Annotated in this window: 26 protein-coding genes; 18 read left to right on the top strand and 8 right to left on the bottom strand. The window is 69.6% G+C overall.

Annotation, left to right across the window (positions count from 1 at the left end; all coding sequences use genetic code 11):
• The first annotated feature begins 124 nt into the window (after positions 1-124).
• From hutC to NV348_RS01365, 3 genes are all read left to right on the top strand, one after another.
• Entirely contained in the window at positions 125-895 is a 771-nt protein-coding gene (gene hutC, locus NV348_RS01375; RefSeq protein WP_447145298.1) for a histidine utilization transcriptional repressor HutC, read from the top strand.
• 370 nt (positions 896-1,265) lie between these two features.
• A complete protein-coding gene (locus tag NV348_RS01370) occupies positions 1,266-1,523 on the top strand; it encodes a hypothetical protein (protein WP_447145297.1) in 258 nt (85 codons plus the stop codon).
• Between the two features lie 9 nt (positions 1,524-1,532).
• Positions 1,533-2,144, top strand: coding sequence for a hypothetical protein (locus NV348_RS01365; RefSeq protein ID WP_447145296.1), 612 nt, complete (start codon positions 1,533-1,535; stop codon positions 2,142-2,144).
• Here NV348_RS01365 and NV348_RS01360 read toward each other — a convergent pair whose 3' ends face one another.
• A complete protein-coding gene (locus tag NV348_RS01360) occupies positions 2,145-2,639 on the bottom strand; it encodes an HIT family protein (RefSeq protein WP_447145295.1) in 495 nt (164 codons plus the stop codon).
• An 814-nt stretch (positions 2,640-3,453) separates the two neighbouring features.
• On the opposite strand from NV348_RS01360, the gene NV348_RS01355 reads away from it, so the two are divergent.
• From NV348_RS01355 to NV348_RS01300, 12 genes are all read left to right on the top strand, one after another.
• Positions 3,454-4,551 carry a polyprenyl synthetase family protein gene (locus NV348_RS01355; RefSeq protein WP_447145294.1) on the top strand — a complete coding sequence of 366 codons (1,098 nt, stop codon included), beginning with the start codon at positions 3,454-3,456 and terminating at the stop codon, positions 4,549-4,551.
• Positions 4,548-5,819 carry a hypothetical protein gene (locus NV348_RS01350; RefSeq protein ID WP_447145293.1) on the top strand — a complete coding sequence of 424 codons (1,272 nt, stop codon included), beginning with the start codon at positions 4,548-4,550 and terminating at the stop codon, positions 5,817-5,819. Before NV348_RS01355 ends, NV348_RS01350 begins: the two co-directional genes overlap by 4 nt.
• Positions 5,820-5,877: 58 nt before the next feature.
• Positions 5,878-6,870, top strand: a complete 993-nt coding sequence (locus tag NV348_RS01345; protein WP_447145292.1) for a fatty acid desaturase — start codon at positions 5,878-5,880, stop codon at positions 6,868-6,870.
• Positions 6,861-7,670, top strand: coding sequence for a methyltransferase family protein (locus NV348_RS01340; protein ID WP_447145291.1), 810 nt, complete (start codon positions 6,861-6,863; stop codon positions 7,668-7,670). The genes NV348_RS01345 and NV348_RS01340 overlap by 10 nt, the downstream gene beginning before the upstream one ends.
• A gap of 77 nt (positions 7,671-7,747) precedes the next feature.
• Positions 7,748-8,788: a mevalonate kinase gene (gene mvk, locus NV348_RS01335; RefSeq protein WP_447145290.1), complete on the top strand. Its 1,041-nt coding sequence runs from the start codon at positions 7,748-7,750 to the stop codon at positions 8,786-8,788.
• The gene (mvaD, locus tag NV348_RS01330; RefSeq protein ID WP_447145289.1) at positions 8,785-9,837 is read left to right on the top strand and encodes a diphosphomevalonate decarboxylase; all 1,053 of its coding nucleotides are present in this window, start codon (positions 8,785-8,787) and stop codon (positions 9,835-9,837) included. The genes mvk and mvaD overlap by 4 nt, the downstream gene beginning before the upstream one ends.
• The gene (locus tag NV348_RS01325) at positions 9,834-10,928 is read left to right on the top strand and encodes a phosphomevalonate kinase (protein ID WP_447145288.1); all 1,095 of its coding nucleotides are present in this window, start codon (positions 9,834-9,836) and stop codon (positions 10,926-10,928) included. Before mvaD ends, NV348_RS01325 begins: the two co-directional genes overlap by 4 nt.
• Positions 10,925-12,022, top strand: coding sequence for a type 2 isopentenyl-diphosphate Delta-isomerase (fni, locus tag NV348_RS01320; RefSeq protein WP_447145287.1), 1,098 nt, complete (start codon positions 10,925-10,927; stop codon positions 12,020-12,022). The genes NV348_RS01325 and fni overlap by 4 nt, the downstream gene beginning before the upstream one ends.
• Positions 12,015-13,073 carry a hydroxymethylglutaryl-coenzyme A reductase family protein gene (locus tag NV348_RS01315; protein ID WP_447145286.1) on the top strand — a complete coding sequence of 353 codons (1,059 nt, stop codon included), beginning with the start codon at positions 12,015-12,017 and terminating at the stop codon, positions 13,071-13,073. The genes fni and NV348_RS01315 overlap by 8 nt, the downstream gene beginning before the upstream one ends.
• Entirely contained in the window at positions 13,070-14,242 is a 1,173-nt protein-coding gene (locus NV348_RS01310; protein ID WP_447145285.1) for a hydroxymethylglutaryl-CoA synthase, read from the top strand. Before NV348_RS01315 ends, NV348_RS01310 begins: the two co-directional genes overlap by 4 nt.
• 9 nt (positions 14,243-14,251) lie before the next feature.
• Entirely contained in the window at positions 14,252-15,775 is a 1,524-nt protein-coding gene (locus tag NV348_RS01305; protein WP_447145284.1) for a flavin-containing monooxygenase, read from the top strand.
• Positions 15,772-17,250, top strand: coding sequence for a flavin-containing monooxygenase (locus NV348_RS01300; protein WP_447145283.1), 1,479 nt, complete (start codon positions 15,772-15,774; stop codon positions 17,248-17,250). The genes NV348_RS01305 and NV348_RS01300 overlap by 4 nt, the downstream gene beginning before the upstream one ends.
• Positions 17,251-17,738: 488 nt before the next feature.
• Here the strand turns inward: NV348_RS01300 and NV348_RS01295 are convergent, their stop codons facing one another.
• The 6 genes from NV348_RS01295 to mftR form a co-directional block, all read right to left on the bottom strand.
• Positions 17,739-20,078 carry a SpoIIE family protein phosphatase gene (locus NV348_RS01295; protein ID WP_447145282.1) on the bottom strand — a complete coding sequence of 780 codons (2,340 nt, stop codon included), beginning with the start codon at positions 20,076-20,078 and terminating at the stop codon, positions 17,739-17,741.
• Between the two features lie 10 nt (positions 20,079-20,088).
• Positions 20,089-20,712: a PP2C family serine/threonine-protein phosphatase gene (locus tag NV348_RS01290; protein WP_447145281.1), complete on the bottom strand. Its 624-nt coding sequence runs from the start codon at positions 20,710-20,712 to the stop codon at positions 20,089-20,091.
• The gene (locus tag NV348_RS01285) at positions 20,705-21,118 is read right to left on the bottom strand and encodes an ATP-binding protein (RefSeq protein ID WP_447150900.1); all 414 of its coding nucleotides are present in this window, start codon (positions 21,116-21,118) and stop codon (positions 20,705-20,707) included. The genes NV348_RS01290 and NV348_RS01285 overlap by 8 nt, the downstream gene beginning before the upstream one ends.
• Complete coding sequence (locus tag NV348_RS01280) at positions 21,108-21,491, bottom strand: STAS domain-containing protein (RefSeq protein ID WP_218719716.1); 384 nt, start codon at positions 21,489-21,491, stop codon at positions 21,108-21,110. The genes NV348_RS01285 and NV348_RS01280 overlap by 11 nt, the downstream gene beginning before the upstream one ends.
• Before the next feature lie 10 nt (positions 21,492-21,501).
• Positions 21,502-22,407 (bottom strand): STAS domain-containing protein, encoded by a 906-nt coding sequence (locus tag NV348_RS01275; protein ID WP_218719715.1) that lies wholly within the window; start codon positions 22,405-22,407, stop codon positions 21,502-21,504.
• Positions 22,408-22,526: 119 nt separating this feature from the next.
• On the bottom strand, positions 22,527-23,126 hold the full coding sequence (gene mftR, locus NV348_RS01270) for a mycofactocin system transcriptional regulator MftR (RefSeq protein ID WP_447145280.1): 600 nt from the start codon (positions 23,124-23,126) through the stop codon (positions 22,527-22,529).
• Positions 23,127-23,189: 63 nt separating this feature from the next.
• Here mftR and mftE point away from each other — a divergent pair, with 63 nt between their 5' ends.
• The 3 genes from mftE (at position 23,190) to NV348_RS01255 (ending at position 25,751) form a co-directional block, all read left to right on the top strand.
• Entirely contained in the window at positions 23,190-23,894 is a 705-nt protein-coding gene (gene mftE, locus NV348_RS01265) for a mycofactocin biosynthesis peptidyl-dipeptidase MftE (protein WP_447145279.1), read from the top strand.
• Entirely contained in the window at positions 23,891-25,108 is a 1,218-nt protein-coding gene (gene mftD, locus NV348_RS01260; protein WP_447145278.1) for a pre-mycofactocin synthase MftD, read from the top strand. Before mftE ends, mftD begins: the two co-directional genes overlap by 4 nt.
• A gap of 157 nt (positions 25,109-25,265) precedes the next feature.
• On the top strand, positions 25,266-25,751 hold the full coding sequence (locus NV348_RS01255) for a hypothetical protein (RefSeq protein WP_447145277.1): 486 nt from the start codon (positions 25,266-25,268) through the stop codon (positions 25,749-25,751).
• A gap of 3 nt (positions 25,752-25,754) precedes the next feature.
• On the opposite strand, the gene NV348_RS01250 is transcribed toward NV348_RS01255, so the two are convergent.
• The gene (locus tag NV348_RS01250) at positions 25,755-26,282 is read right to left on the bottom strand and encodes a MarR family winged helix-turn-helix transcriptional regulator (protein ID WP_447145276.1); all 528 of its coding nucleotides are present in this window, start codon (positions 26,280-26,282) and stop codon (positions 25,755-25,757) included.
• Positions 26,283-26,501: the final 219 nt, after the last annotated feature.

The following is a 26,501-nucleotide window of genomic DNA, read 5'->3' as shown; positions in this document are numbered from 1 at the left end:
TGTGTCCTGGGTCACTGAAATCCAGACTAGTGGTATAGTCCTGTATATACAAGTAGCTGTCAAGCGTGCTGTGTCGTTCGGGCGCAACGTATTCTCTGGGCACATCGAGGGAACGGATACCGTGGTGGCGATCGAAGTGGTCGATGCGGACCTGGCTGCGCTGTACAGCGAACTGGGCACCGAGTTCGCGGCGTACGAACGCGTCAAGCAGCTGATCATGGCGCAGATCAAGGGCGGCCGATGGACCGAGGGTGAGCAGATCCCGTCGGAGAACCAGCTGGTCAACGCGTTGGGTCTGTCCCGGATGACGATCAATCGCGCCCTGCGCGACCTCACCGCCGACGGCGCGCTGAACCGAGTGATGGGAGTGGGTACCTTCGTCGCCCCGACTAAGGCCGCCTCGCCGTTGTTCGAGGTCAGGAATATCGCCGACGAGATCTCGCGGCGCGGTCACCGGCATCGCACCGAGGTGGTGTTCGTCCGCGCGGAAGAAGCGGGCGACCGGGATCCGATCCTCGGGAACGCCATGAGCGGCAGGGTGTTCCACTCGCTGCTGGTGCACCTCGAGGACGATGTCCCGATCCAGGTGGAGGACCGCTACGTCAACCCGGCGCAGGCGCCGGACTATCTGGCGCAGGATTTCACCACCGTCACCCCGAACACCTACCTCAGTGAGGTGGCCCCGCTGATCCGCGGCGAGCATGTCGTCGAGGCGGTGCGCGCGAGCCGGGAGGAGTGCGCGCTGCTCGACATCGATCGCGACGAGCCGTGTCTGCTGATTCGGCGGCGCACCTGGTCCTCGGGCGGACTGGTCAGCGCGGCCCGGCTGGTCCACCCCGGATCGCGGAACCGGCTCGAGGGCAGCTTCGGCTCCGCGCCGCAGGGTGCCGAATAAAAGGTCTCGGCGCGGCCGCACAACTCGCCGCTCCATTCTCCGCAGTGTGAGCACTGTCCGGTGAAAGGTGCGACTCACCCTCCGGTGGTCCTCGGAATTGTTATGCGATCTGAATATCATGCAGCGACAGCAAATGTTCCGCTAATTGTAAATATATGCTTGACCTCGCTATCTTCGCGAGAGGTGAGCGAAGGCCGATTTTGGGTTATCACTGTTTCGTGACGAACTACGCGACATGCCGGATCCGGGCTGTACGTTTAGTGGCCCATGGCTCGCTGGGTCCCATTCGGGTAACGAGAGGGCGGAAATGGCTACAGTCGCGCGGCAGTCGGGGCCGCACACGGTGAGTGCCCGGCAGAGCTTTTCCGCAGTGAGATCGACGCTGTCGCCGTCGACGCTGGTGACCGTCGGACTGATCTTGTTGATCCCGGTTCTCGCCACCGCGGGCCCGATCGCCGCGTCGGCGATGATCGCCCGCTCCGCCGGGGTCGGCCGGTCGGGCGTGGTGGTGCTGGCGGTGATCACCGCCGTGGTGGTGGTCGCGGTGCTCGCCGCGGGCTGGGCGTTCCGGCAGGCATGGCGCCGCGGTCCGGCCGGTCGGGCTTCGTTGGGTACCTTCGCGCGGTAGGAGTTCGTTATGCAGACGTACCGACCCACCGCGGGCGCTGTAGTCCCGGCGATCGAGCCGATCGGTACCCCGGACGCGACGGGGGAGTGCCGCCGCTTGCGCATCGTCGCCCGCATCGACGACGCCGCCGTCTGGCAGGCGGCCGCGACGCGACTGCTCGAATGTGGGCGCCGACGCTGGCGCACCCGAACCGACATCGCCGACCAGCCGGCCGTGCGCCGGTGGTCGCGCATCCAGGACGGCCAGGAAGTCCCCGAACAGCCGAGTCTGCCCGCGCTGTTCGCCGCCGTCGCCGCCGGGGTGGAGATCGGCTCGGGGGACCCGTATGCCGACTTCGCCGCGGCGATCATGCTGCTGGCGAGTTGCCCGGCCGAGGTTATCCTGCAGTCCGACCCGCGCACCGACCCACGCGCCGTGCGCTTCTCGGTCTTCGCCTGTCGCGAGGACGACCTGCCGCTGGCGGAGGATCTGATCACCACCGCGGTCCGATCCTGCGGCGTCGTTCTGGCCCGCCGCTGCTCGGTCCTGCGCCGCGGCCCGTCGGTCCGCCCGCCCGCCCCGATCGTCGACCATCCGCTGCCGGAGTTGCTGGTCGTCGGAAGCGGCACCGCCGCACGCTGATCAGCCCTCGGCGAGAATGTCGGTGAGGGCGGCCGTGATCGCGGCGCGCAAGTCGTCGTGCCGGGCGTCGAGCGCGTACTCGGGGGCCGTGCGTTCGGCGCCGTACAGGTGCACCGGGCCGACCCGCAGGCTGTCCGGTTCCCACGTGTAGCGCGCGTGGACGTGTCCGTGCAGGTGTGCCCAGGTGTTGCCGAGCACCTCGTAGTTGATCCGCGCGAACGCGGGATCGGCTGCCCGGCAAGCCCGTTCGACCGCCTCACCCAGAACGACGAGATCCGCCATGAACGCGACCCGCTCCGCCCGTGGCAGGTCGGTGAGCTGATCGGCCTCGCCGTCGTAGATCAGGACGCAGTACCCGGGCAGGTGCTGGGTGTCGCCGATCACGGCCCAGCCGGTGGTGAGCCGGCGCAGTGCCGTCGGATTCGTTCCCGCCGCCGCGGATCCCGCGCGGTCGCCGCGCCAGTCGTCGTTCGTCGCGGGCTGGTCACTCGTCATGCTGCCCCGATCCGGGTGTGCGCCGGCGGCGCTTGTGTGAGCAGGGCTTTCGATCCTACCCCGGTCCGGCGGACCCCATCGATCTGAAAATCACGGGCTTTCCTGTTTGACATCGAATGGCGAAATGTCAAGCGCGCCTTTCTATCTCGAGTAAGACATCGGTCGGTTTGGGAAAAGCCCCCAAAGGTCGATTCGCGACTCGGCGAGATCTCACCAACGGCTCGGCCCGATTCGCGCCATCGGCGGTGCGGTCGTAGAGTCGTCGAACGAGAGTGTTCGTACTCTCCCTCGGTGACTGCTCGCCGGACGATGATGTCCTCGGCGAACGGTCCGGTCAGGCCGTTCCCGGCATCCCGGAGGACCGGCCTCGTAGTCGGCGTGACCCTACAAGGGGGTTGTCACGTCCGAATCATCTCTGCCGCAGCGTCGCGTCAGCCCACGGTTTTACCTTCGCGCAACACATACCCACCCGTGCATGGGTTAGGGTCACGAAATCTGTTGGGGCACTGACGCTTCCGACGCACGCCCGATCGGGTGCGCGGAGGTTGTCCACCGCCATCCGTGCGATCGAGCACGAGTTACTTTGCGGCACTATCGATTACGGCATCGAAACTGAAACATGTTGTAGTGCTTGACAATTCAGCGGAGTCTCTACAAAACTACCCGTCGGTAGCCGACGATCGGGAAGCTCGGGCCCGGTAGTTGTGACAAGTCACCGCCGACGATGCCACCGCCTGAACCCCCGTAAACCCCCTGTGCACCAGTCGGGGTGAACCGCACCGCCACCGTGACCACACCAAAGGAGTTCAGCGCTATGGACAATCCCGCGCTACCCTCAGCGCACCGTCAGGATGCTCATCCGGCAGTGCACCCGGAGCACTCGGGTGATCAGGTGGCGGTACTGGCCAGACCGTCGGTCACCACGCCGTCCGTCGTCGACGACCGGACCGTCGGACCGGTCGAGCTACTTCCGCTGGTCACCGACCGCCTGCGGGAAATCCTCATCACCGGTGGCGATTTCGACGACATCTACCGACACGTCCTGGCCGCTCCCGGCAAACGCGTGCGGGCCCGGCTCGTGCTCGCGTGCGCGCGCCTGCTGCCCGACGGCGCGGCCGCCCCGCGACCCGCCGCCATCGACCTGGCCTGCGCCATGGAGATGCTGCACGAATCCTCGCTGCTGCACGACGACATCTGTGACGGTTCCCTGCTCCGGCGTGGCGCGCCCTCGGTGCCCGCCGCGTTCGGGGTGCGCATCGCCGCCAGGGCGGGGTTCCACCTGGCGGGCGCCGCCATGCAGGTGGTCGCCCAGGTACTGGCCGAGAATCAGGACGTGTTCGGCGGCATCGGCGCGGCACCGGGCGTGACCTACGCCGACCGGCTCTCGGACCTGTCCTTCGGTCAGCTCATCGAGACCCTGCCCCCCGCGGTGGACGCGATCGCCCTGCGCCGCCACTACGAGCTCGTCGCCGGCGCGAAGACCGGCACGCTGTTCCGGCTCTCGTGCTCCTACGGCGGTACGGCGGGCGGCGCCGATCACGATCGGTTGCAGGCTTTGATGCAGTACGCCGACCAGCTCGCGCTGGCCTTCCAGATCATGGACGACGTCCGCGACATCGAGGGCGGACCCGAACTGGGCAAGGACGCCTGCGGCGACCTGGACCGGCGGGTGCCGACCTGGCCGGTGATCGAATGGCTCGCCATGCGCCCCGGCGCCAGACAGATGTGGCTGTCGCCGGAGACCTCCAGCGCCACCCTGCAGGCCGATCTGGTCGACAGCGGCGCCACCGGGGCCGCGCGCGCCGTCGCCCTGCGGGCCACCGAGACCGCGAGCGCGGCCCTGGGCATCTTCCCGTCGTCGCCGGCGCGCGACGACCTCCGCGAACTCTTGCAGCAGGTGATCAACCGATGAGACAGACCAGAATCGGCTCCCTGGCCTACGGGCTGCGGCATCTTCGGCGCGCGCCGGACATGACCGCGCTGCGGGCCGCGTCCTCGCCGGCGGAGCTGGCCCGGCTGGCCCTGATCCCCGCGGGCCGCAACCTCGGCATCTCGGTGAGTTTCCTGCCCGCGCACCTGCGCGCGGAGGCGACCGCCGCGCTGCTCGCGTGTCGGGTGCTCGACGCCTTCGAGGATCTCAGCGATCGAGCGGTCGCGAGCAGTGCGGTGCTGGCCGCGGCCGACTACCTCAACAGCACCTCCGACACGCCGCCGCCGGCGCTGCCGGCCGTCACCGCCGAGGCCCGCGACAGCGAGGCCGTCGACCGGCTGCTGGCCGAGCGTATCGGCGACATCAGGGCGCTGCTGTCGGCGCTGTCGGCGGAAGGCCGGCAGCGGGTCGGCGAGGTGATCACCGATGTGGCCGGGGTGATGGCCCGCAATATCGACGGACCGCTCTCGCGGATGGCCTACAGCGAGGGCGTGCTCGGCCGGGTCACCCACTACGCGTGCGCGCTGGTCGCCGAGAACGTGCTCTCGGAAGCGGACCTGCGCGAACTGACCGGGTGCGTCGCGGTGATCGCCCAGTCGGCGAACGACCTGCGCGACAACGAATTCGAGATCTACGGCGTCGCCGACCGCGAGGAACTGAAGCGGATGGTGATGCTGCAACTGCTGGCGCCCGCCCTCGGCGGGTTCGCCCTGCTGGCCCGCCTCGGGCCCGGCACGCCCAGTCGCGGTGCGCGCGCGGCGATGGCGTACATGACCATCACCACCTCCGCGTTCCTGTGCTCGGTCGTCGACGCGCCGTCGCCGTATCGGCGCAAGGTCGGCGCCGCGCTGCTGGCCGCCTCCTCGTCGCGGTACTGGACCAGGATGATCGACCGGGTCCGCCACACCGCCGACCTGGCGATCCACCGGATGCTCGACGCCTCACCGGATGTCACCGACGGCGCCGGCCATACCCGCGAGGTGCTCGGTGCGGGCGATCCGGCCACGATGGCGACCTCGCTGGTCCCACTGATCGTCGACACCACGTTCGCGCTGGTGCAGACCCTGCCGGAAGCCCCACTGACCGGCGAACTGCCCGACGCCGAAGTGCGCACCATGATGATCGCCGACCATCTCGCCTTCGGTGCGATGGAACGAGTGCCACCGCACGAACCCGAAGCGCTGCAGGCGCTCGCCACGAGACTCCAACTCGCTGCCCTCGACACCAGCACCCAAGGGAGCCGCCCATGAGCACCGTCACCAGACCCGCGCTCACCGTCCTGGACATCACTAGCGAAGGAGCTCGACTATGAGCACCGGAACGCCCGTCGCGCCCGAACAGACACCGTTCAGCAAACGCGTGCTCAAGCTCGAGCACGCCTCCAATGTCGGTCCGCTCGTGCACATCGCGCTGTGGATCGGGATGACGGCCTTCGGCCTGTTCGTGCCGTTCGCGTCGAACTGGTACGTCGCGGTGCCGCTGATCATCGTGCTGGCACTGCTGAACCTCTCGCTGACCATCGGCGTCATGCACATGCACACCCACCGGCCGCTGTTCGTGTCGAAGTTCCCGAATCGCATCGTCGACATCCTGTGCTGCCTGCCGGGCAACCTGACCGCGGCCGAGATGCGGGAGGTGCACGTCCTCAACCATCACCGCTTCAACGACGGGCCCGGTGACGTCACCGCGACCACCGGCATGGAAAAGGGTTTCGGCGCCATCTGGTACTGGGTCCGCTACGGCGTGATCGTCAAGATCCACACGATGCGGATGGTCTTCGCCGCCGACCCGGCACCGCGCCGTCGCCGCACCCGCCACCAGTTCCTCTTCGACATCGCGGTGTACACGGTCGTGATCGGCAGCGTGTGGTACGTCGCCGGCATGGAGAAGTTCGTGCTGTTCTACTGGGTCCCGTTCTTCATCACCCAGGTCAACGCGGGCTACTTCGCCTGGCTGAGCCACGCTCCGGCGCGCGGGTTCGACGACGAGCCGAGCACCTCGCTGAACAACGCGGGCAACATCCTCAACTTCCTGATCTTCAACCAGGGCTACCACAGCGTGCACCACCGCTACCCCGGTATCCACTGGAGCCAGATCCCGGACAAGCTCGACTACATGCGCGATGTCAACCCCGGCGTCATCGTCCCGTATTGGATGGTCGCGCAGTCGGGGTGGCGCCTGTTCTGGCCGGGCGGCTTCCTCAACGAGGGCTACGGCACCCAGTGGAAGGCCAAGCTGGAGAAGCGCATCGACGAGGGGACCGTGCGTAACCGGTACCTGCCGTGGTTCGCATGGATCTGATCACCCCGACTCCCACCCAGACACGGGACGTGCTGACGAGCCGTTCGCGGCTCGTCCCGTTCCTGTTCTCCTTCGCCGTCTACGGCGTCGCCGGCATCACCGTGCCGCTGATGCTGCTCTTCGCCGGCGGCTGGTTCCTGCCGAAGACGATCGACCAGGGCCCGCACCTGTCGACCGTCCCGGCGCTCGTCATCGATGTGGTGCTGCTGGCACTGTTCGGCCTGCAGCACTCGGGCATGGCCCGGCCCTCGTTCAAGGCGTTCATCACCCGCTGGGTGCCCGAGGCCCTCGAACGATCGGTCTACATCCTCATGGTGTCCCTGGTCATGTGGGTGATCATGCTGGCGTGGCAGCCGATTCCGGCCGAGCTCTGGTCGGCCGAGGGCACGGTGGGCCTGGTGCTCGACGCCGGCTTCTGGCTCGGTTTCGTGCTCGTCTACGCGGCGACGTTGCTGCTGAACCATTTCCACCTGCTCGGCATCAGCCAGGCCTACCGCGAGTACGTCATCCAGGTACCGGACGCGACCGTGGACCGGTTGCAGGTGAACGGGGTCTACAAGCTCGTCCGGCATCCGCTGATGACCGGCCTGCTGATCTCGTTCTGGTTCGCCAGCACGTTCACGGTCGGGCACCTGGTGTGGGCACTCGGGCTGACCGGCTACATCCTGCTGGGCACCTACCTGGAGGAACGCGATCTGATCGCGCGCTTCGGCGCGTCCTACCGCGCCTATGCCGCGCAGGTCCCCGCGTTCTTCCCGTCCGTGCTCCGCATCTTCGGCCGATCGACTCGGCAGCCGTAACGGCCGGCCGCCCAGCGTGTTTCCCCGCGGGGGGACGCGCCGGGCGGGCACTGCCCGAGTTCGGGAGAGGAATCGACGTGAACGGTCATCCTGTTCGAGAGCGCATCAGACACAACTCCACCGACCCGGGTCCCGTCGCCGGCGTCGGCCACTCCTACGCCAAGGCGATCCTGCTCGGCGAGCACACCGTCGTCCACGGCACTCCCGCCATCGCGTTCCCGCTGCCCGCGCTGCCGGTGCGCGCCGTCGCCCGGCCCGCGTTCGCCGGGACGGAATCCGATGTGCTCGCCGCGGGACACTTCCGGTTCCGCGCCGGTGACGCGGGCACCGCATCCGGACCGCGCGTCGCGGTCGAGGAAGCGCTGCGGCGCTGGGGATTCGCCGAGGACGTCGTCGATGTCGTTGTCGAGTGCGACATTCCGCTCGCGCGTGGCCTGGGCTCCAGCGCCGCCTGCGCGGGCGCCGCGGTGCGCGCGGTGGCCGATCTGTACGGCCGCGAGGTCGATCCCGGCACGCTCTACGAGCTGGTGCAGTGTGGCGAACAGGTCGCGCACGGCCGGGCCAGCGGCATCGACGCCGGCGCGGTGCTGGCGAGCGGGCCGATCTGGTTCCACGAGGGCGCGGCCCGACCGATGGCCGTCGGCCTGGACGCCGCGCTGGTGATCGCCGACACGGGGGTGCCGGGTTCCACCCAGCACGCGGTGGCGGGCGTGCGCCGGGTGCTGGACCGGGACCGAGCGGCCGCCGATCGGCTGCTGGCCAGGGCCGCGGACCTCATCGCCACGGCCGCGACCGAGCTGTCCGCCGGGCAGGCCGCGGCGCTGGGCACGACCATGCTCGAATTCCAGCGCCTGCTCGCCGAACTCGGTGTCAGCACGCCGCATATCGACACCCTGGTGAGCGCCGCGCTGGACGCGGGCGCGTACGGCGCGAAACTCACCGGCGCCGGCCTGGGCGGCTGCGTCCTCGCCCTCACCGCGACCGGCGCCGCGCCGACGGTCAGCGCCGCGCTGCGCCGTGCGGGCGCGACCCAGACCTGGACCGTGCACACCGCGAGCCTGCGCTCGGACGCCCTGCCCCTATCCGCCTCGAGACCGGAACGCGAAACCCATCGATGACACCCACTTCCGCAGTACCCGTCGCCGCCGCAGGGCCGGGCGAGCACGTCCGCGAGGGCGAGGCCGTCGCGGTCGCCTACCCGAACATCGCTCTGGTGAAGTACTGGGGCAAGCGCGACGAGACCCTGTTCCTCCCCGTCACGGGGAGCCTGTCGATGACGCTGGACATCTTCCCGACGACCACCTCGGTGCGGCTCGTCGACAGTCCGGCCGACACCGTCGAACTCAACGAGGCCGCGGCCACCGGCACCGCCCTGACCAGGGTCGAGAAGTTCCTCGACGTGGTTCGCGCCCTGGCGGGCCGCGACGAGCGCGCCGCCGTGGTGACCAGCAACGCGGGCCCCACCGGCGCGGGCCTGGCGTCCTCGGCGAGCGGGTTCGCCGCGTTGGCCACCGCCGCGGCCGCCGCCTACGGACTCGACCTGGACGGTCGCGCCCTGTCCCGGCTGGCCCGCCGTGGTTCCGGTTCGGCCTCGCGCTCGATTTTCGGCGGCTTCGTCGTGTGGCACGCGGGCGAGGGCGACGGCGAGGCGGGTGACCTGAGCTCCTACGCCGAGCCGATCGGCGGCGACGAACTCGACCCCGCCCTGGTCGTCGGCGTGGTCGAGGCGGGCGCCAAGGCGGTGTCGAGCCGGGTGGCCATGCGACAGACCACCGCGACCTCGCCGTTCTACCGCCCGTGGGCCGACTCCTCGGTGCTCGACCTCGCACAGATGCGCGAAGCCGTTGCCCGCGGGGACCTTCCGTCGATCGGGGAGATCGCCGAGCGCAACGCCCTCGGCATGCACGCCACCATGCTCACGGCGCGACCCGGGATTCGCTACCTCTCGCCGCACTCGATCGCCATCCTGGACACGGTCCTCGCGCTGCGCGCCGACGGCATCGCCGCCTACGCGACCATCGACGCGGGCCCGAATGTGAAGGTGCTGTGCACTCGCGCCGACGCGCCCGTCGTCGCGGCCACCCTCGAGGCGCTCGGCGATTTCGTCACCACCCGGACCGCGCACATCGGTCCGGGCGCCCGGTTGATCGGGGGTGACGACCGGTGATCAGTTGTCGCGCTCCGGGCAAGCTCTTCATCGCGGGGGAGTACGCCGTCGTCGAGCCGGGGCACCTCGCGGTGCTCACGGCCGTCGACCGCTACGCGACCGCCACGGTGACCGACGCGCCCGCCGGGGCGGCGGTGACGCTGCATTCGGATCTGAACGGCGGCATCTCGCTCACCCTCGGCCGCGACGGCGACCGGCTGGTCCCGGCGACGCCCGAGGGCGCGGTGCCCGCCGCGTTCGCGTACGTCTTCGCGGCCGTGTCGGTCCTCGACCGGCTACGCGCCGAACGCGGAATCGATGCGAGGCCCTATAGTTTGACGGTTTCCGCCGACCTCGGCGACGCCGACGGCCGCAAGTACGGCCTCGGGTCGAGCGCGGCCGTGACGGTCGCCACGGTGGCCGCGCTCGGCCGGTTCCACGACCTCGGGCTCGGCGCGATGGACCGGTACCGGCTGGCGATGCTGGCCACGATCGAGGTCAACCCCCGGGCTTCCGGCGGCGATATCGCCGTGAGTACCTGGGGCGGCTGGCTCGCCTACGGTTCCCCCGACCGCGCGGTGGTAGCCGCGACGGCAGCCACCGACGGGATCGACGCCGCGCTGCGTGCCCCGTGGCCCGGCCTGTCGATCCGCCCGCTGCCGACCCCGACCGGCCTGGACCTGCGGGTCGGCTGGACCGGCGACCCCGCCTCCACCCCGGCCCTGGTCGGCGCCGCCACCTGGGCTCGGGGCGACCGGACGGTGTTCAACGCCAGCAGCAACGAGTGCGTGCGCCGCCTGCTCACCGCCGTCGAAGCCGACGACTCCGCCGGTGTCGGCACCGAGATCGACTACGCCCGTGGCCTTCTCCTCGACCTGGACGCTACCGCGGGCTTGGGCATCATGACGCCGCGACTGCACGCGCTGTGCGCGGCGGGCGCCGCCGTCGGCGCCCCGGCCAAGCCGTCCGGCGCGGGCGGCGGCGACTGCGGGATCGCGCTCGTCGACCGCGCGCGCCCGGCCGCGAGCACCGAACTGACCGACCGTTGGGTCGCGGCCGGTATCCGGCCGCTGCCCTTGCGGACCCACCCGTTCGAAGGGGACACCGCATGATCGCCGATCGCAAGGACGACCACGTTCGCCACGCGGTGAACCAGCGTCGCGCCGACACCGGCGCCAACGACTTCGATGCCGTCACCTTCGTCCACCACGCGCTGGCGGGCATCGACAGCCAGGACGTGTCGCTGGCCGTGGACATCGCCGGAAAGCAGTGGGACACACCGCTCTACGTCAACGCGATGACCGGCGGCAGCGCCAACACCGGCGAGATCAACCGCAAGCTCGCCATCGCCGCCCGCGAGACCGGTATCCCGATCGCCACCGGTTCGATGAGCGCCTTCTTCCGTGACCCAGAGGTCGCGGGCACCTATCGCGTGCTGCGCGAGGAGAACCCGCACGGGTTCGTGATGGCCAATGTCAACGCGACCGCCTCGCTGGATCAGGCGCGCCGCGCGATCGACCTGCTCGAGGCCGACGCGCTGCAGATCCACCTCAACGCGGTCCAGGAAGTCGTGATGCCCGAGGGGGACCGGTCCTTCGGCTCGTGGCCCCGCCAGATCGAGCACCTCACCGCCAACGTCGCGGTGCCGGTGATCGTGAAGGAGGTCGGGTTCGGTCTGAGCAGGCAGACCGTCGCCTGGTTGCGCGACGCCGGTGTCGCGGTGGCCGATGTCGGCGGCCGGGGCGGCACCAACTTCGCCCGCATCGAGAACGAGCGGCGCCCCGCCGCCGACTTCGCCTTCATCGAGAGCTGGGGCCAGTCCACCCCCACCTGCCTGCTCGACTGCGCCGGGATCGACGGCATCGATATCGCCGCGTCCGGGGGCATCCGGTCCCCGCTCGACATCGCCAGGGCACTGGCGCTCGGCGCCGCCGCGACCGGGGTCGCCGGCGCCTTCCTGGACACCATCGTGCGTCAGGACACCGACGCGCTCGTCGCGCAGATCCGCACCTGGCTCGATCAGTTGCGCCAGATCCTGACCGTGCTCGGCGCCCGCACCCCGGCCGACCTGGCCGGCTGCGACCTGCTGATCACCGGGGACGTGGCGAGCTTCTGCGCATTGCGCGGCATCGACGCGGCGTCTCTTGCCCACCGGAGTCCCTGGTGGCGCGAATCGAAAGACCGAGGAGGAGTCATCGATGAATGACATGTCGTACGCAGCGGTCCCGCTGCAGTGGGTGGGGCCCTTGCGCATCACGGGCAATGTCGTCGACGATGCCGTCGACGTTCCCCTGGCCACCTACGAAACGCCCCTGTGGCCCTCGGTCGGTCGCGGCGCCCGGATCTCCACCCTCGCCGAGCGCGGCATCGTCTCGACGCTCATCGACGAGCGGATGACCCGCTCGATCCTGCTCGAGGCCGACGACGCCTACACCGCGCTCACCGCGGTGCGGCAGCTGAAGGACCGCTTCGCCGAGTTGCAGGAGGTCGTCACCGGCAGCAGCCGCTTCGCCCGCCTGATCGACCTGCACCACCAGATCAACGGCAATCTGCTGTTCCTGCGGTTCGAGTTCAGCACCGGCGACGCCTCGGGCCACAACATGGCCACCCTGGCCAGCGACCACCTGATGGACCACATCCTGACCACGGTCTCCGGTGTGCGCTACGGCTCCATCTCCGGCAACTACTGCACCGACAAGAAGGCCACCGCGGTCAACGGCATCCTCGGCCGTGGCAAGAACGTGGTGACCGAGCTGCTGATCCCCCGTGAGGTGGTACAGCAGCGTTTGCACACCACCGCGCGGCAGGTGGTGGAACTCAATATCCGCAAGAACCTGATCGGCACCTTGCTGGCGGGTGGAATCCGGTCCGCCAACGCGCATTACGCCAACATGCTGCTGGCGTTCTACCTGGCCACCGGGCAGGACGCCGCGAACATCGTCGAGGGCTCCCAGGGCGTCACGCACGCCGAGGACCGCGACGGTGATCTGTACTTCTCGTGCACGCTGCCCAACCTCATCGTCGGAACCGTCGGCAACGGCAAGCACGCCGGCTTCGTGGACGAGAACCTCGAACGGCTGGGCTGCCGCGAGGACCGGGAGCCCGGCGAGAACGCCCGCAGGCTCGCCGTCATCGCCGCGGCGACAGTGCTGTGCGGCGAGCTGTCGCTGATGGCCGCGCAGACCAATCGCGGTGAATTGATGCGCGCCCACACCCAATTCGAGCGGTCCACCACGAGCAACGGAACACAACGATGAACACATCCTCGGTCGGCATCCACGACCTGTCCTTCGCGACCACCCACTACGCCCTCGACCACGCCGTGCTCGCCGAGCGGCTCGGCGTCGACCGCGACAAGTTCTACCTGGGCATCGGCCAGGAGAAGATGAGCGTCGCCGCGGCCGACGAGGACATCGTCACCATCGCCGCGGCCGCGGCCGCGCCCATCCTCGAACGCCACGGCACCGACAACATCCGCACCGTGCTGCTGGCCACCGAGACCGGTGTCGACCAGTCCAAAGCCGCGGCGCTGTACCTGCATTCGCTGATCGGGCTGCCCAACGCCGCGCGCGTGGTGGAGCTCAAGCAGGCGTGCTACGGCGGCACCGCCGGCTTGCAGTTCGCCGCCGGGCTGATCGCGCGCGATCCGGCGCAGCGGGTGCTGGTCATCGCCGCCGACATCGCCAAGTACGACCTCGATTCCCCGGGTGAGCCGACCCAGGGCGCCGCCGCGGTGGCGATGCTGATCACCGCGAATCCGGCCATCCTGCAACTGGATCCGTACTCCGGTCTCTACAGCGCCGACATCATGGACTTCTGGCGCCCGAACTACCGCAGCGCCGCCATCGTCGACGGTAAGACCTCGGTCAACGCCTACCAGAAGGCCGCCCAGGAGGCCTGGACCGACTACCGACGCCAGGGCGGCCGCGAACTCGGCGAGTTCGCCGCGTTCTGCTACCACCAGCCCTTCACCAAGATGGCCTACAAGGCGCATCGGCACCTGCTGGAGAGCCAGGGCCAGACCGCCGACGCCGCCGAGATCGAGGCCGCCATCGGCGACACCACCCGCTACAACCGCACGGTCGGCAACAGCTACACCGCCTCGCTGTACCTGGGCCTGGCCGCGCTGCTCGACCACGCAGGCGACCTGACCGGCCGGGCCCTGGCCATGATCAGCTACGGCTCCGGCAGTGTCGCCGAATTCTTCAGCGGCACCGTGCAACCCGGCTACCGCGAGCACCTGCGGACCGAGGCGAACCTTGCCGCGATCGACTCACGCGAGCTGATCGGCTACGAGCACTACCGGGAGCTGCACGAGGCCGGCTCGCCCAGCGACGGCGCCTACCACGCCATGGCGGAGCAGACCCGCCGTCCGTACCGGCTGGCCGCCGTCTCCGGCCACAAACGCATCTACGAATCCCGCTGAGGTCGCCACATGAGCAGTAACGACACTTCCACATCCGTGGACGACCGGTCCGCCGGCGACACCACCCGGCGGCACGTGCAGGTCCTGATCGTCGGCAGCGGCCTGTCCGGCCTCGGCACGGCGATCCGGCTCAGCCAGCACGGCGTGAGCGACTACCTGGTCATCGAACGTGGCCCCGATGTGGGCGGCACCTGGCGCGACAACACCTATCCGGGCGCGGGCTGCGATGTGCCCTCGCACCTGTACTCGTACTCCTTCGCGTTGAATCCGGACTGGTCCCGGTCGTTCTCGCCGCAGGCCGAGATCGAGCGGTACCTGCGCGAGGTGGCCGACCGGTACGGGGTACGCGACAAGCACAAGTTCGACTGCGCGATGACCGCGGCGCGCTGGATCGACGCCGACGGCCGGTGGGAGATCGACACCAGCGACGGTGCCTTCTCCGCCGACTTCGTCGTCTCGGCGGCGGGCGTGCTCGCCGAGCCGAATCTGCCCGATATCAAGGGGATCTCGAGCTTCGAGGGCGAGATCTTCCACTCGGCGCGCTGGAACCACGACGCGAGCCTGGCGGGCAAGAAGGTCGCCGTCATCGGCACCGGTTCCTCCGCCGTGCAGATCGTCCCGTCGATCGCGCCCGAGGTCGAGCGGCTCGACGTGTACCAGCGCACCGCGACCTGGGTGATGCCCCAGCTGAACCGGCCGTACCTGGCGCCGGAACGCTTCGCCTTCAAGCACGTGCCCGGCCTGCAGCGACTGATCCGCGCGCTGATCTACACCACGCGCGAACTGTTCGTGATCACCCAGGTGAAGTACCCGTGGACCGGCCTGCTGCTCGAGGCCGTCGGGCGGGTGAAGATGCGGCTCGAGATCCGCGACCCGGAGAAGCGTCGCAAGGTGCTGCCCCAGCACCGCATCGGCTGCAAACGCATGCTGGTCTCCAACAAGTTCTACGGCGCCCTCGATCGCGACAACGTCGATCTCGTCACCGACGGCATCGCCGAGGTGCGCGAGCGCTCGATCGTCACCGAGGACGGCACGGAACGCGAAGTCGACGCCATCGTGCTGGCCACCGGCTTCCACGTCGCGGATTCGCCGACGTTCAACCTGTACACCGGCCGGGACGGCCGGACGGTGTCGGAGGCGGCCGACGCCGAGGGCTACCAGATGTACAAGGGCACCACGGTCGCGAACTTCCCGAACATGTTCTTCATGCTCGGCGCCAACTCCGGGCTGAACTACACCTCGCTGATCTACGTCATCGAGTCGCAGATCAACTACATCGTCGACGCGGTCACCACCATGCGGGCGCGTGGTCTGCAGTCGTTCGAGGTGAAGGTGGACACCCAGCGCGCGTACAACAAGGCGCTCGAGCCGAAGATGGCCAAGACCGTCTGGGTCACCGGCGGCTGCACCAGCTGGTTCCTCGACAAGCACGGCAACAACTCCGCGCTGTGGCCGGACTTCAGCTTCCGGTACCGGAAGTTGGTGCGGCACTTCGACATCGAGGCCTACGACACCACGGCGACCACGCGGTGACCGACACGCCTCGGCGCCACGTCCGGGTGGCGATCATCGGGGCCGGGTTCGCCGGGCTCGGCGTGGCCATGCGGCTGCGCCGGCTCGGGATCACCGACTTCGTCGTGTTCGAGCGGGCGGGCGACATCGGCGGCACCTGGCGGGACAACACCTATCCCGGCGCGGGCTGTGATGTGCCGTCGCAGCTGTATTCGTGGTCGTTCGCGCCGAATCCGGACTGGACGCACTCGTTCTCGACGCAGCCGCAGATCCAGCGGTACGTCCAGGACACGGTCGACCGGGAAGGGGTGCGCGAGGCGATCCTGCTCGACTGCGAGGTGACCGACGCGCGCTGGAACGTCGCGACGGCGCGCTGGGACATCCAGACCAGCCGGGGCGTGTTCACCGCCGACATCACGGTGTCGGCGGCCGGTCCGCTCAGCGCGCCGAAGCTGCCCGATATCAAGGGCATCAGCGCGTTTCGCGGCGCGCTGTTCCACTCCGCGCGGTGGGATCACGATGTCGACCTCACCGGCAAGCGGGTGGCGGTCGTCGGCACCGGCGCCTCGGCCATCCAGATCGTGCCGTCGATCGCGGGGCAGGTGGGCCGGCTCGAGGTGTACCAGCGCAGCGCGCCCTGGGTGCTGCCGCGCCTGGGTCATCGGTACACGCTGCCCGAACGCCTGTGGTACCGCCATGTTCCCGGTGCGCAGCGGGTGGCCCGCACAGGGGTGTACTGGCTGCGGGAGTCGTTCGTGCTCTGGCAGTCGAAGTATCCGCCGCTGGCCGACGTCTTCGCGGCGGGTGCCCGCCTGAAGCTCTGGTGGGTGATCCGGGACGCGGCCTTGCGGCGCAAGGTGACTCCGGACTACCGGCTGGGCTGCAAGCGGATGCTCATCTCGAACGAGTACTATCCGGCCCTGGCGCGCGCGAACGTCGATGTCGTCACCGACGGGATCCGGGAGATCGGGGAGCATTCGATCGTCGCGAACGACGGCACCGAACGGGAGGTCGACGCGATCGTGCTGGCGACGGGATTCGAGATCACCGACTCGCCGACCTACGACCTGATCAGCGGCCGGGACGGGCGCACCCTGGCGGAAGTGTTCGGTGAGAACGGGCTCAGTGTCTACAAGGGCACCACCATCGCGAACTTCCCGAATCTGTTCCTGATGATCGGCCCGAACGCGGCACTGAGCTACACCTCGGCGGTGTTCACCATCGAGTCGCAGATCAACTACATCGTCGACGCGATCACGACCATGGACGCGCGGGGACTACGGACGGTGGAGGTGCGCGAGCAGGCGCAGACCGAGTACAACCGGAACCTGCAGACGAAGTTCGTCGGCACCGTCTGGAACGCGGGTGACTGCACCAGCTGGTTCGTCGACGAGCAGGGCAGGCACTCCCGGCTCTGGCCGGACTTCAGCTTCCGCTTCGAGCGGATGCTGCGGACCTTCGACGTGGACGCCTACGACACGACCGTGCGGACGTAGCGCGCGAACGGGCAGCTGATCCCGGGACGAGATCGGTGGCGTCCCGGGATCACCGCTGAGCTAGCCCGACAGCGTCTCGAGCAGTGCGGTGACGATATCGATGAGGTCACCGAGAATTGCCGACATGAATCTCTCCCTTCCGTCGGATGATCGGCCCGCAGGAGTACCCAGAGCGGCGCAGAGCGCGGCTCCATCGGTGTTGTGCAGAATGGGCGGAAGCCCGTAATCCGGACTGCGGGAAGATCGCTGGAATATCCGGGATCACACCAGACTCGGTGTGGAAACGCATCCACACCGTAGCAAACCGGGTTTTGCGCGTACAAGGATTTGTAGGCCGGCTAAATATTCGTTATCGGAGTTTCGAATTTGCAGGTCACGGCGGTATTCGGGGTGCAGTAGCCGTCGATGGGCCGACGTTTTCGGCCCATTGCTCTCCGTCCATGGCGGGGTGGTCGGGACAGCCATTGTTGCGGCGCGTCCGCCGGACGTTATCGGAACGTATTGTTGGCTGCCTGCCCGGCTGGTCGCGTCGATCCGCGCAGCGGGTTGGCGGTGGGGAAAGTGATCGACGGGAGCGTCACCCACATGCGGACCCGGGTGCCCTTCTCGTCGTGGCCGAATTCCAGGTCCTCGGTGAGCACCCGCATCATCTCCACGCCGCGCCCGCGATAGCCGGGGTCGGTCGGGGTGGGAATCCAGCGGCCGGAATCGGTGACCTCGATGACCACCCGGTCGCCCTCGCAGGTGGCGGTGAGCGTGACCCGGCCGGGCTCGGTGTCGCGGTAGGCGTGCTCGACACTGTTGCTGCACGCCTCGTTGGCGGCCGCGACGAGGTCGGCGGCGAGATCGTGCGGGACCGCGGCGGTGGCGAACCAGCGGTAGAGATTGCGCCGCAGTCCGGTCAATTCCGCCGCGGCGGCGGGGATGTCGAGATGCAGCGGTTCCGGCGGCTGGCGGTAGACGACCATGGCGACGTCGTCGTCGTAACCCGCGGGCGGGCACAGCCGCGACAGCACGGCGTCGGCGACATCGCGGGGCAGCGCCGCCCCGGTCTCGCTGAGCACGCCGGCGATCTTGACGAAGCCCTCTTCGATGTCGTAGCCGCGCTGCTCGACCAGGCCGTCGGTGAACAGCACCAGCGTCGCGCCCGGTGGCAGCGCCGTGGTGGCCTCGGGCCTGCGCGGAGTGTCGAAAGTGGCCAGCGGCACCGCGCGTCCGCCCTCGAGCACCCGGCCGGTGCCGCCGGGCGGGGCGAGGATCGGCGGCATGTGACCGGCGTTGGAGTAGCGGACCATCCCGCGCTCGGGATCGAGCACCGCCGCGCACACCGTGGTGCACATGGCGCCGGGAATCCGGGCGGCGACCGCGTCGAGCTCGGCAAGCAGCTGCGCCGGACCGGCGCCGCGCAGCAGCAATGCCCGTGCGGCCGTGCGCAATTGGCCCATCACGACGGCGGCCGACAGGCCACGGCCGACGCAGTCGCCGACCACGACGCCGATGGTGCCGTCGCGCAGCGGCACCACGTCGTACCAGTCGCCGCCGATCTCGAGCGGCGGCAACGCGGGCTCGTAGTGCACCGAGAAGCGCGGCGGCAGCTCGATCGGGCCGAGCATCGCGCGCTGCAGGGTGAGCGAGGTCGCGCGCGCCTGGTCGAAGTTGCGGGCGCGCTGCAGGGCGACGCTGAGATGGCCGACCAGCAGCGAATACAGGGCCCAGTCCGCGGCGCTGATCGCGCGGGGCGCGCCGAAGCGCACCCACAGTGCCGCGTCGCCGGTCTCCCCGAGCGGCGCGACCACGGCGTCCACCCCGCCGTCCTCGCCGGTGATCGCGGACAGGCCGCGGGCGGGCTGCCTGCGCGCCCGATCGACCAGGGCTCGGATCTCCTCGTCGAGGACGACCCGTCCCGTCGGTCCCGAGACCGGTGCGGCGACGAACTGCGGTGTGCCCTCGATATTTTCGGTGGCCTCGGGTGCGCCGGTCGGCGGCTCGCCGCAGGAATACACGTCCGGCTGCCCGGTCCGGCTCGGCCACACCGCCACGAGCGCGGTCCGCGCGCCCATCGTCCGGCGCAATTCGTCGAGTCCGACCTCGAGCACCTCCACCATGCTGGTGGCCGCGCCCACGGCGGTCGCCAGCCGCGAGGCCGCCTGATCGCGGGCCTGCGCATCGTGTTCGGCGGTCACGTCGCGCACGGTGCCGACGAAGATCTGCTCGTTGTTCTCCTGCTTCACCAGCGAGCTCGCGCTCACCGCCAGCCAGCGTTCGCGGCCGTCGCGATGACGCACCGGCATCACGAAACGTGATGCCTCCGTACCGATCTGGGGGTAGCCCGTCCGATCAGGCAGAGCCCACGGATGCGGCACCGGGTAGGGCACCGCGTCCGCGCCGTAGCCGGTGAGCACGCCGAAGGCGGAGTTCACCTCGACGATGGTGCCGTGGTCGTCGGCGACGAAGAACCCGTCCTGCAGCGATTCGACCAGCGCGGCGCGGAAGGCATCGCGGCCCGCGAGATCCTCGGCGCGCGAACGCTGCTGCTCATAGCGGCGGGTGCCGTCGAGATAGCCGCGGGTGGCGATGTCGAGCGCGGCCATCGTCTGCAGCAGGAACTCCAGCGCCACCTCGGCGCTGCGCGAATCCGTCGCGTCGCCGGTGTACGCGGCGACCGCCCGGAAGTGGTTCTCGGTGAGGTCGAGCAGACTGATGCCCTCGACGAGGGCCCGCCTGCCGAGGTCGTAGCCCTCGGTGAGGCCCGCCTGGCCGGGCGCGGCGACGTGACGGCGTAAGGCAGCCGAGTAGTCGTCGAGAAATGCGGCCAGGACAGCGCTCATCGGCAACCTCTCATGGACGAGCTCCGCGGAAACGGGCCGCGAGGACCAAGGCGTCGTCGGTGTCCTTGGCGTCGCGGGCGAGCAGGTCGCCGGCGATCTGGGTGGCCGGTCGGGCCAGATCGATGGACTCGGGGCCGACCGAGACGATGCCGTCGGTGGCCATCAGCAGCAGGTCACCGGGCCGGATCGGCAGGGTCTGGGGTTGCAGGTGGGAGGGCAGCCGGTAGCCGACGATGCCGCCGGTGAGCAGCATGGTCGCCCGCAGTTCCGGGCCGGCCGGGCCGAGCGTCAGCAGCCGCGACTCGACATTGCCGACCCCGAGCCACTGCAGCGTCTCGCCCGGTCCCATCAGGGCCAGCGAGACCGCGGCGCCGCGGGTTTCGACCATTGCGCGATGACACAGCACCATCAGCACGTCCAGCGGTTCGCCGCGGTTCTCGGCCAGGATGACCATCGCGCGGTCGGCCGCGTCGGCCGCGGCCGCGCCGTGCCCCAGCCCGTCGAGCACGCCGAACAGCGCCCCGCCGTCACCGGTGTCGAGGATGACGGCGCGGTCACCCGAGACGTCCTGCCCGGGCAGTGCCCGACCGGCCGTCGACCATTCCGTGCGGCCGATGATCCCGTCTTCATGCACCGTCGGGTACCCACTTCCACATCTCGATCAACGTCCCGCGTCCGGGGGCGGAATCGACGGTGAGGCCGTCCATCAGCCTGCGCGCGCCGGGCAGGCCCAGCCCGAGTCCGCGGCCGGTGGAGTAGCCGTCCTCCAGGGCGCGCCCGATATCGCGGATGCCCGGTCCCTGGTCTTCCGCCTGCACGACGAGGGAGCGTCGGCCGTCGCGCAGGTCGACGAGCAACCGGATCTCGCCGCTGCCCGCGTAGCTGGTGATATTGCGCGCGATCTCCGAGATCGCGGTGGAGATCATGGTGCGGTCGGTGAGGGTGAAACCCAGGGCCGCGGCCAGCTCGTGTCCGGCCTGGCGTGCGGTGACGATGTCTTCGGAGACTTTGACCGCGATGGCCACCTGCTCAGCGGCCACTGTCACGACCGTCTCGTCGCCTGCTGGGGAGGCGGTTCAGCCACGCGAGGCCTTCCTCCAGATCAAGCGCGGTGTGCATGTCCTCGAAGGTCAGGCCGAGCTGAACCATCGCGAACGCGACCTCGGGCTGCAGCCCGACGATGACGGTTTCGGCACCGCGCAGCTGGGTCATGTGCGCGATGGTGCGCAACGAGCGCGCGGCGAAGGAGTCCATCACGTCGATCGCGGTGACGTCGACGACGATGCCGGTAGCCCGATAGCGGCTGACCTGCTTCATGAGGTCGTCCTGGAGCCGCTCGGTGTCGCTGTCGGTCAGGGCGGACTGCACCGAGGCGATCAGGAACGTGCCCTGTTTGAGAATGGGTACCGGCATGGTGGCTAGCTCAGCGTCCGTCTCGTTCGCTCAAGCGCTCGGTGACCCGGGAGACCTCATACCCGAGCAGGCGCTCGGCCTCTTCGATGCCGCCCTGCAGGTCGCCGACCGCGTTCATCTTCGACAGATCCAGGCCGATGGTCACCAGCGTGAGCGCGATCTCCGAGGACAGGCCGGTGATGATGACGTTGGCGCCCATCAGACCCGAGGCGTCGACGGTCTGCACGAGGTGGTTGGCCACCACGGAGTCGATGGCGGGCACACCGGTGATGTCGATGACGACGACCTTGGCGCGGTTGGCGCGGATGGCGCGCAGCAGCTGCTCGGTGAGCTGGCGGGCGCGCTGGGAGTCGAGCACGCCGATGATCGGCAGGATGAGCAGCTGTTCGCGCACCTGGAGCACCGGGGTCGACAGCTCGCGGATGGCTTCCTGCTGCTGGCGGATGACGCGCTCGCGCTCCTGCACGAACGAGATGGCCACGGTGCTGGCGATGCGGTTGGCGGCCGGTTCGTAGGCATCGAGGACCTGGTTGAGCAGGTCGAAGTCGGCCTGGTACTTCTCGAACAGCGAGCGGGCCAGCACGTCGCGCAGGAGCAGCACGATACCGAGGACCTCGTCGGTCTCGACGCCTCGCGGAATGATGCGCTCGGACAGGTCGCGTGCGTAGGCCTGCAGCGCTTCGACGCTACCGGTGACGAGCACCTCGACGTAGTTGTCGTACATCGACGTGGCCTCGGAGAAGATCTCCTCCGGGGTCATGGCCGTCAGCAGCTCGGCCTCGGTGATGCGCCGTGCCCACTCCTCACGCAGTCCGGTGCGGTTCTGCCGGAGGTGCTCGACCAGTTGCGGCAGCAAGTTGTCTACCGGGCGCGCCGGCAGCGAATCCGCCGAAAGACTCATGGACACCTCGGACATGAAAACTCCTGCCCCTTTCGACGGGTCTTTTTCTGGTGCGCACCGCGCGCTTGGCTCGAGCCTACTCATACCCCATCCGGGATGCCGCCCAAACGTGTCGGTTGTTCCGCGGGCGCGGGCTACTCCGGGGCGAACCCTCGCTCCAGCGCCCGCAGCGCGCGGTCCAGATAGCTCGTCAGATCGGTGTCGCCGCGTTCGAGCCAGGCGTCGAACGCGGCCCGCGCGGCCGCCAGCGTGGTGCGGCCGACGGCCAGGGGGATCAGGTCGCCCGCGGTGGTGCCGAGGCGGCGGGCGGCGAACTCGCCGACCGCGCGTTCCCAGGCGTCATAGTGCGCGCCCGCGCCCGCCGAGAGCGCGGGGACGCCGGAGACCAGCCGCATCCTGGTGCGCAGCTCGGGGATGTCCTCGGCACGATATCTGTTGGCCGCCACCACGATTCGGCGCACCGCCGCCATCATCGGCTCGTCGTCGGGTACCGCGGCGAACGCGTCGCGCAGGTCGGCGACCTCGTTGTCGAACTGATGCCACAGCACTTCGGCCTTGCTCGGGAAGTACCGGAAGAAGGTGCGCTCGCTGACGCCCGCCTCGGCCGCGATGCGCTCGACGGTGATGTCGTCGAAGCCGTGCTCGGCGAACAATCGCATCGCGATGACTTCGAGTTCGCGGCGCGTGGTGCGCGGCGGGCGGCCGCGATGAGCGCGCGGGGACGGGGCTGGCATGGATACAGAGTAGGGAATCCCGACCCCTTGATTATGTCAGTGACTGTCGTTAATGTCGGAACCATGTTCGTGGCCCACCTCACATGGCCCGAGGCGGGCACATGTGCCGCCGCGGGGGTGATCCTGGTCATCCCGCTCGGTGCCACCGAGCAACACGGCCCCCACCTGCCCCTGTCCACCGATACCGACATCGCCGCCGCCCTCTGCGCGCGGGCCGCCGCCGAGCGCGCGGACGTGCTGGTCGCCCCGGCGGTGCCCTACGGCGCCAGCGGCGAGCACGCCGGGTTCGCCGGCACCCTGTCGATCGGGCAGGCCGCGCTGGAACTGCTGGTCGTCGAGCTGTGCCGGTCGGCCACCGACACCTTCGACCGGATCGTGCTGGTGAACGGGCACGGCGGCAATGTCGAGGCGCTGCGGCGCGCGGTCGCGCTGCTGCGCGCGGAGTCGCGCGACGTGCGCCTGTTCTCGCCCGGCTACGGCGGCGACCCGCACGCGGGCCGCACCGAGACCTCGATCCAGCTCGCGCTGACGCCCGCTCTGGTGCGCGCCGAGCTGGCCGCGCCGGGGGACCGGCGCCCGCTGGCCGAACTGCTGCCGCTGCTGCGCGCGGGCGGCGTCCGGGCCGTGAGCCCCAACGGAATTCTCGGTGACCCCACCGGGTCGAGCGCAGGCGAAGGCGCCGCGCTGCTGAACGCGGCAACGACCGCACTGCTGGCAGACCTGGGCCGCTGGTGGCCCCAGGTTCCTGAGGAAGGATCACGTCGATGAATCCCTGGTTCGAGACCGTCGCCGAGGCGCAGCGCCGCGCCCGCAAGCGCCTGCCGAAATCGGTGTACGGCGCGCTGATCGCGGGCTCCGAACGCGGCCAGACCATCGAGGACAACCAGACCGCGTTCACCGAACTCGGCTTCGCCCCGCACTGCGCGGGCCCGATCGGCGAGCGCGACCAGTCGACCACCGTGCTCGGCCAGCAGGTCTCGATGCCGGTGCTGATCTCGCCCACCGGCGTGCAGGCGGTGCACCCCGACGGTGAGGTCGCCGTGGCCAGGGCGGCGGCCGCGCGCGGCATCGCCATGGGCCTGAGCTCGTTCGCGAGCAAGCCGATCGAAGAGGTCATCGCGGCCAACCCGGCCACGCTGTTCCAGCTGTACTGGTGTGGCAACAAGGACCAGATCCTCGAGCGGATGGCCAGGGCGAAGGCGGCGGGCGCGGTCGGGCTCGTCCTGACCCTGGACTGGTCGTTCTCGCACGGCCGCGACTGGGGCAGCCCGGTGATCCCGGAATCGCTGAACCTGCGCACCATGATGAAGTTCGCGCCGCAGACCCTGGCGCGCCCGCGCTGGCTCGCCACCTACCTGCGCTCGGGCTCGATTCCCGACCTCACCGCCCCCAACATGGCCGTCGGCGGCGGCGCGGCGCCCGGCTTCTTCGGCGCCTACGGCGAGTGGATGCAGACCCCCGCGCCCGATTGGGACGACGTCGCCTGGATCTGTGCCCAGTGGGACGGTCCGGTGCTGCTCAAGGGCGTCATGCGGGTCGACGACGCGCTGCGTGCCGTCGACGCGGGCGTGGCGGGCATCTCGGTGTCCAACCACGGCGGCAACAACCTCGACGGCACCCCGGCCGCTATCCGGGCGCTGCCGGTGCTCGCCGACGCGGTCGGTGACCAGATCGAGGTCGTCCTCGACGGCGGCATCCGCCGCGGCAGCGATGTCGTCAAGGCCGTGGCCCTCGGTGCCCGCGCGGTGCTGATCGGCCGCGCCTACCTGTGGGGCCTGGCGGCCAACGGCCAGGCGGGCGTGGAGAACGTGCTCGACATCCTGCGCGGCGGTATCGATTCGGCGCTGCTGGGTCTGCGCAAGACCTCGATCGCCGATCTCGACCGGGGCGACATCATCGTGCCCGCCGGGTTCGAACGGGCCCTCGGCGTGCCCGCCGACCTCGAACGACCGCTCACCACAGCGGATCTCGTCCAGCAGTAGCGGCTCACCGGCGACGGACCTCGGCAGCGTCGAGGTCCGTCGCCGGTGTCGTTCGCGGGACGGGTGACCCGGTGCGCCGTTAAGATCGGCGGGTCGTCGGAATCGAGGGGGATTCGTGCGTGGGGGAGTACCGGGCGAGCGTCGGCGTGCCCGAATCATGAAGTCGCGCAGTGTGTCCTGCACGTTGCCCGCCGTGGTGGCACTGGCGCTGGTGTCGGCGGGCTGCGGCACCGGGACGCCCGCGCATCGCGCGGCGACCACCTCGGCGAAACCGCCGGTGACGAGCACGGCCAGGCCGACGACGGCCGCCCGGCCCACGACCACGACGTCGGTCCGGCCCACCACCAGCGCGCCCGCGCAGCCGACCGCCGTCGGGATCTGTGTGGACACCACCTCGTCGACCCGGGTGGCCGACGGGCAGTGCGACACCGCCGACAGCCGATACAAGAACTTCTGGTACCAGCACACGGACACTCTGGTGTACCCCGCGATCGGCGCCGCCGTCGCGCTGGCCGCGGGCAGCTTCCTCCGGCCGTCCGGCACCGGCGTCTACGACCGTGGCGTGCCGGACTCCGGCGGCACGGTCCAGCGCGGCGGACTCGGCACCAGCCGTCCCGATTCCGGCGGCAGCACCGGGTCGTAGCGATCAGGCCGGATCCGGCGCCGGCTCGGCCCTGGCGGCCGCGCTGCCCCGTCCGGTGGGATCGAATCCGCCTGCCGCACTGCGGTGATGGTTGATCAGCACGTCGTAGATCTCGGCCAGGGCAGCCAGCTGACCACGGTCGAGCACGTCGATCATGTGCCGTCGCACGCTGCGCACGTGCGCGGGCGCGGCGGTGGTGAGCAGCTGGCCGCCCGCGGTCGTCAGGCGGGCGACGGTGCGGCGCTGGTCGTGCGGCATGGTCTCCCTGATCACCAGCCCGCGCTTCTGCATGCGCGTGATCTGGTGCGAGAGCCTGCTCTGCGACCATTCCAGCGCGCCCGCCAGATCGGCGAAGGTGAGCCGCTGTCCCGGCGCGTCGGCGAGGTACACGAGCACCGAGTACTCGACCCAGCTGAGGTCGGCCGCCCGGCCCGCGTCACGCCCGATCGCCGCGGCGATCAGGTCGCGGGTTCGGACATAGCCCAGCCAGGCGCGCATTTCGACATCATCGAGCCACTGTGGATCGGTCACGATCGAGCTCCAGATTCTCCGGTGCAGGCTTCGGATTGGAACGGCGCACGCCCCGCCACCGTTCGGGAGAATGGGTAGCACCGTTTGGGTTGAACGTGCAACCTCGATCTTGGTTCAGGCGTCTGGCTTACGTCACATAGGGTTGCCTAACCAGCAGGTGGACGCGGGTGGTCGATAGGCTGCCGAGTGCTTTGTGACCAGCCACCCGAGGAGTGCGAT

The organism is Nocardia fodinahabitans, from assembly GCF_052983615.1.
Note: the sequence above shows the minus strand (reverse complement) of the source record. Positions and strands in the feature narration are given on the sequence as shown.

Bases quoted from the DNA above. Each gene is read 5' to 3' on its own strand.
- mftD (WP_447145278.1), top strand. From the start codon at position 23,891: ATGAATCCCTGGTTCGAGACCGTCGCCGAGGCGCAGCGCCGCGCCCGC.
- NV348_RS01295 (WP_447145282.1), bottom strand. From the start codon at position 20,078: ATGAGCGCTGTCCTGGCCGCATTTCTCGACGACTACTCGGCTGCCTTA.
- NV348_RS01360 (WP_447145295.1), bottom strand. From the start codon at position 2,639: ATGACGAGTGACCAGCCCGCGACGAACGACGACTGGCGCGGCGACCGC.
- mftR (WP_447145280.1), bottom strand. From the start codon at position 23,126: ATGCCAGCCCCGTCCCCGCGCGCTCATCGCGGCCGCCCGCCGCGCACC.
- NV348_RS01255 (WP_447145277.1), top strand. From the start codon at position 25,266: ATGAAGTCGCGCAGTGTGTCCTGCACGTTGCCCGCCGTGGTGGCACTG.
- fni (WP_447145287.1), top strand. From the start codon at position 10,925: ATGATCGCCGATCGCAAGGACGACCACGTTCGCCACGCGGTGAACCAG.
- NV348_RS01305 (WP_447145284.1), top strand. From the start codon at position 14,252: ATGAGCAGTAACGACACTTCCACATCCGTGGACGACCGGTCCGCCGGC.
- NV348_RS01280 (WP_218719716.1), bottom strand. From the start codon at position 21,491: ATGCCGGTACCCATTCTCAAACAGGGCACGTTCCTGATCGCCTCGGTG.
- NV348_RS01355 (WP_447145294.1), top strand. From the start codon at position 3,454: ATGGACAATCCCGCGCTACCCTCAGCGCACCGTCAGGATGCTCATCCG.
- mftE (WP_447145279.1), top strand. From the start codon at position 23,190: ATGTTCGTGGCCCACCTCACATGGCCCGAGGCGGGCACATGTGCCGCC.
- NV348_RS01315 (WP_447145286.1), top strand. From the start codon at position 12,015: ATGAATGACATGTCGTACGCAGCGGTCCCGCTGCAGTGGGTGGGGCCC.
- NV348_RS01345 (WP_447145292.1), top strand. From the start codon at position 5,878: ATGAGCACCGGAACGCCCGTCGCGCCCGAACAGACACCGTTCAGCAAA.
- NV348_RS01310 (WP_447145285.1), top strand. From the start codon at position 13,070: ATGAACACATCCTCGGTCGGCATCCACGACCTGTCCTTCGCGACCACC.
- NV348_RS01275 (WP_218719715.1), bottom strand. From the start codon at position 22,407: ATGTCCGAGGTGTCCATGAGTCTTTCGGCGGATTCGCTGCCGGCGCGC.
- NV348_RS01365 (WP_447145296.1), top strand. From the start codon at position 1,533: ATGCAGACGTACCGACCCACCGCGGGCGCTGTAGTCCCGGCGATCGAG.
- NV348_RS01350 (WP_447145293.1), top strand. From the start codon at position 4,548: ATGAGACAGACCAGAATCGGCTCCCTGGCCTACGGGCTGCGGCATCTT.
- mvaD (WP_447145289.1), top strand. From the start codon at position 8,785: ATGACACCCACTTCCGCAGTACCCGTCGCCGCCGCAGGGCCGGGCGAG.
- NV348_RS01340 (WP_447145291.1), top strand. From the start codon at position 6,861: ATGGATCTGATCACCCCGACTCCCACCCAGACACGGGACGTGCTGACG.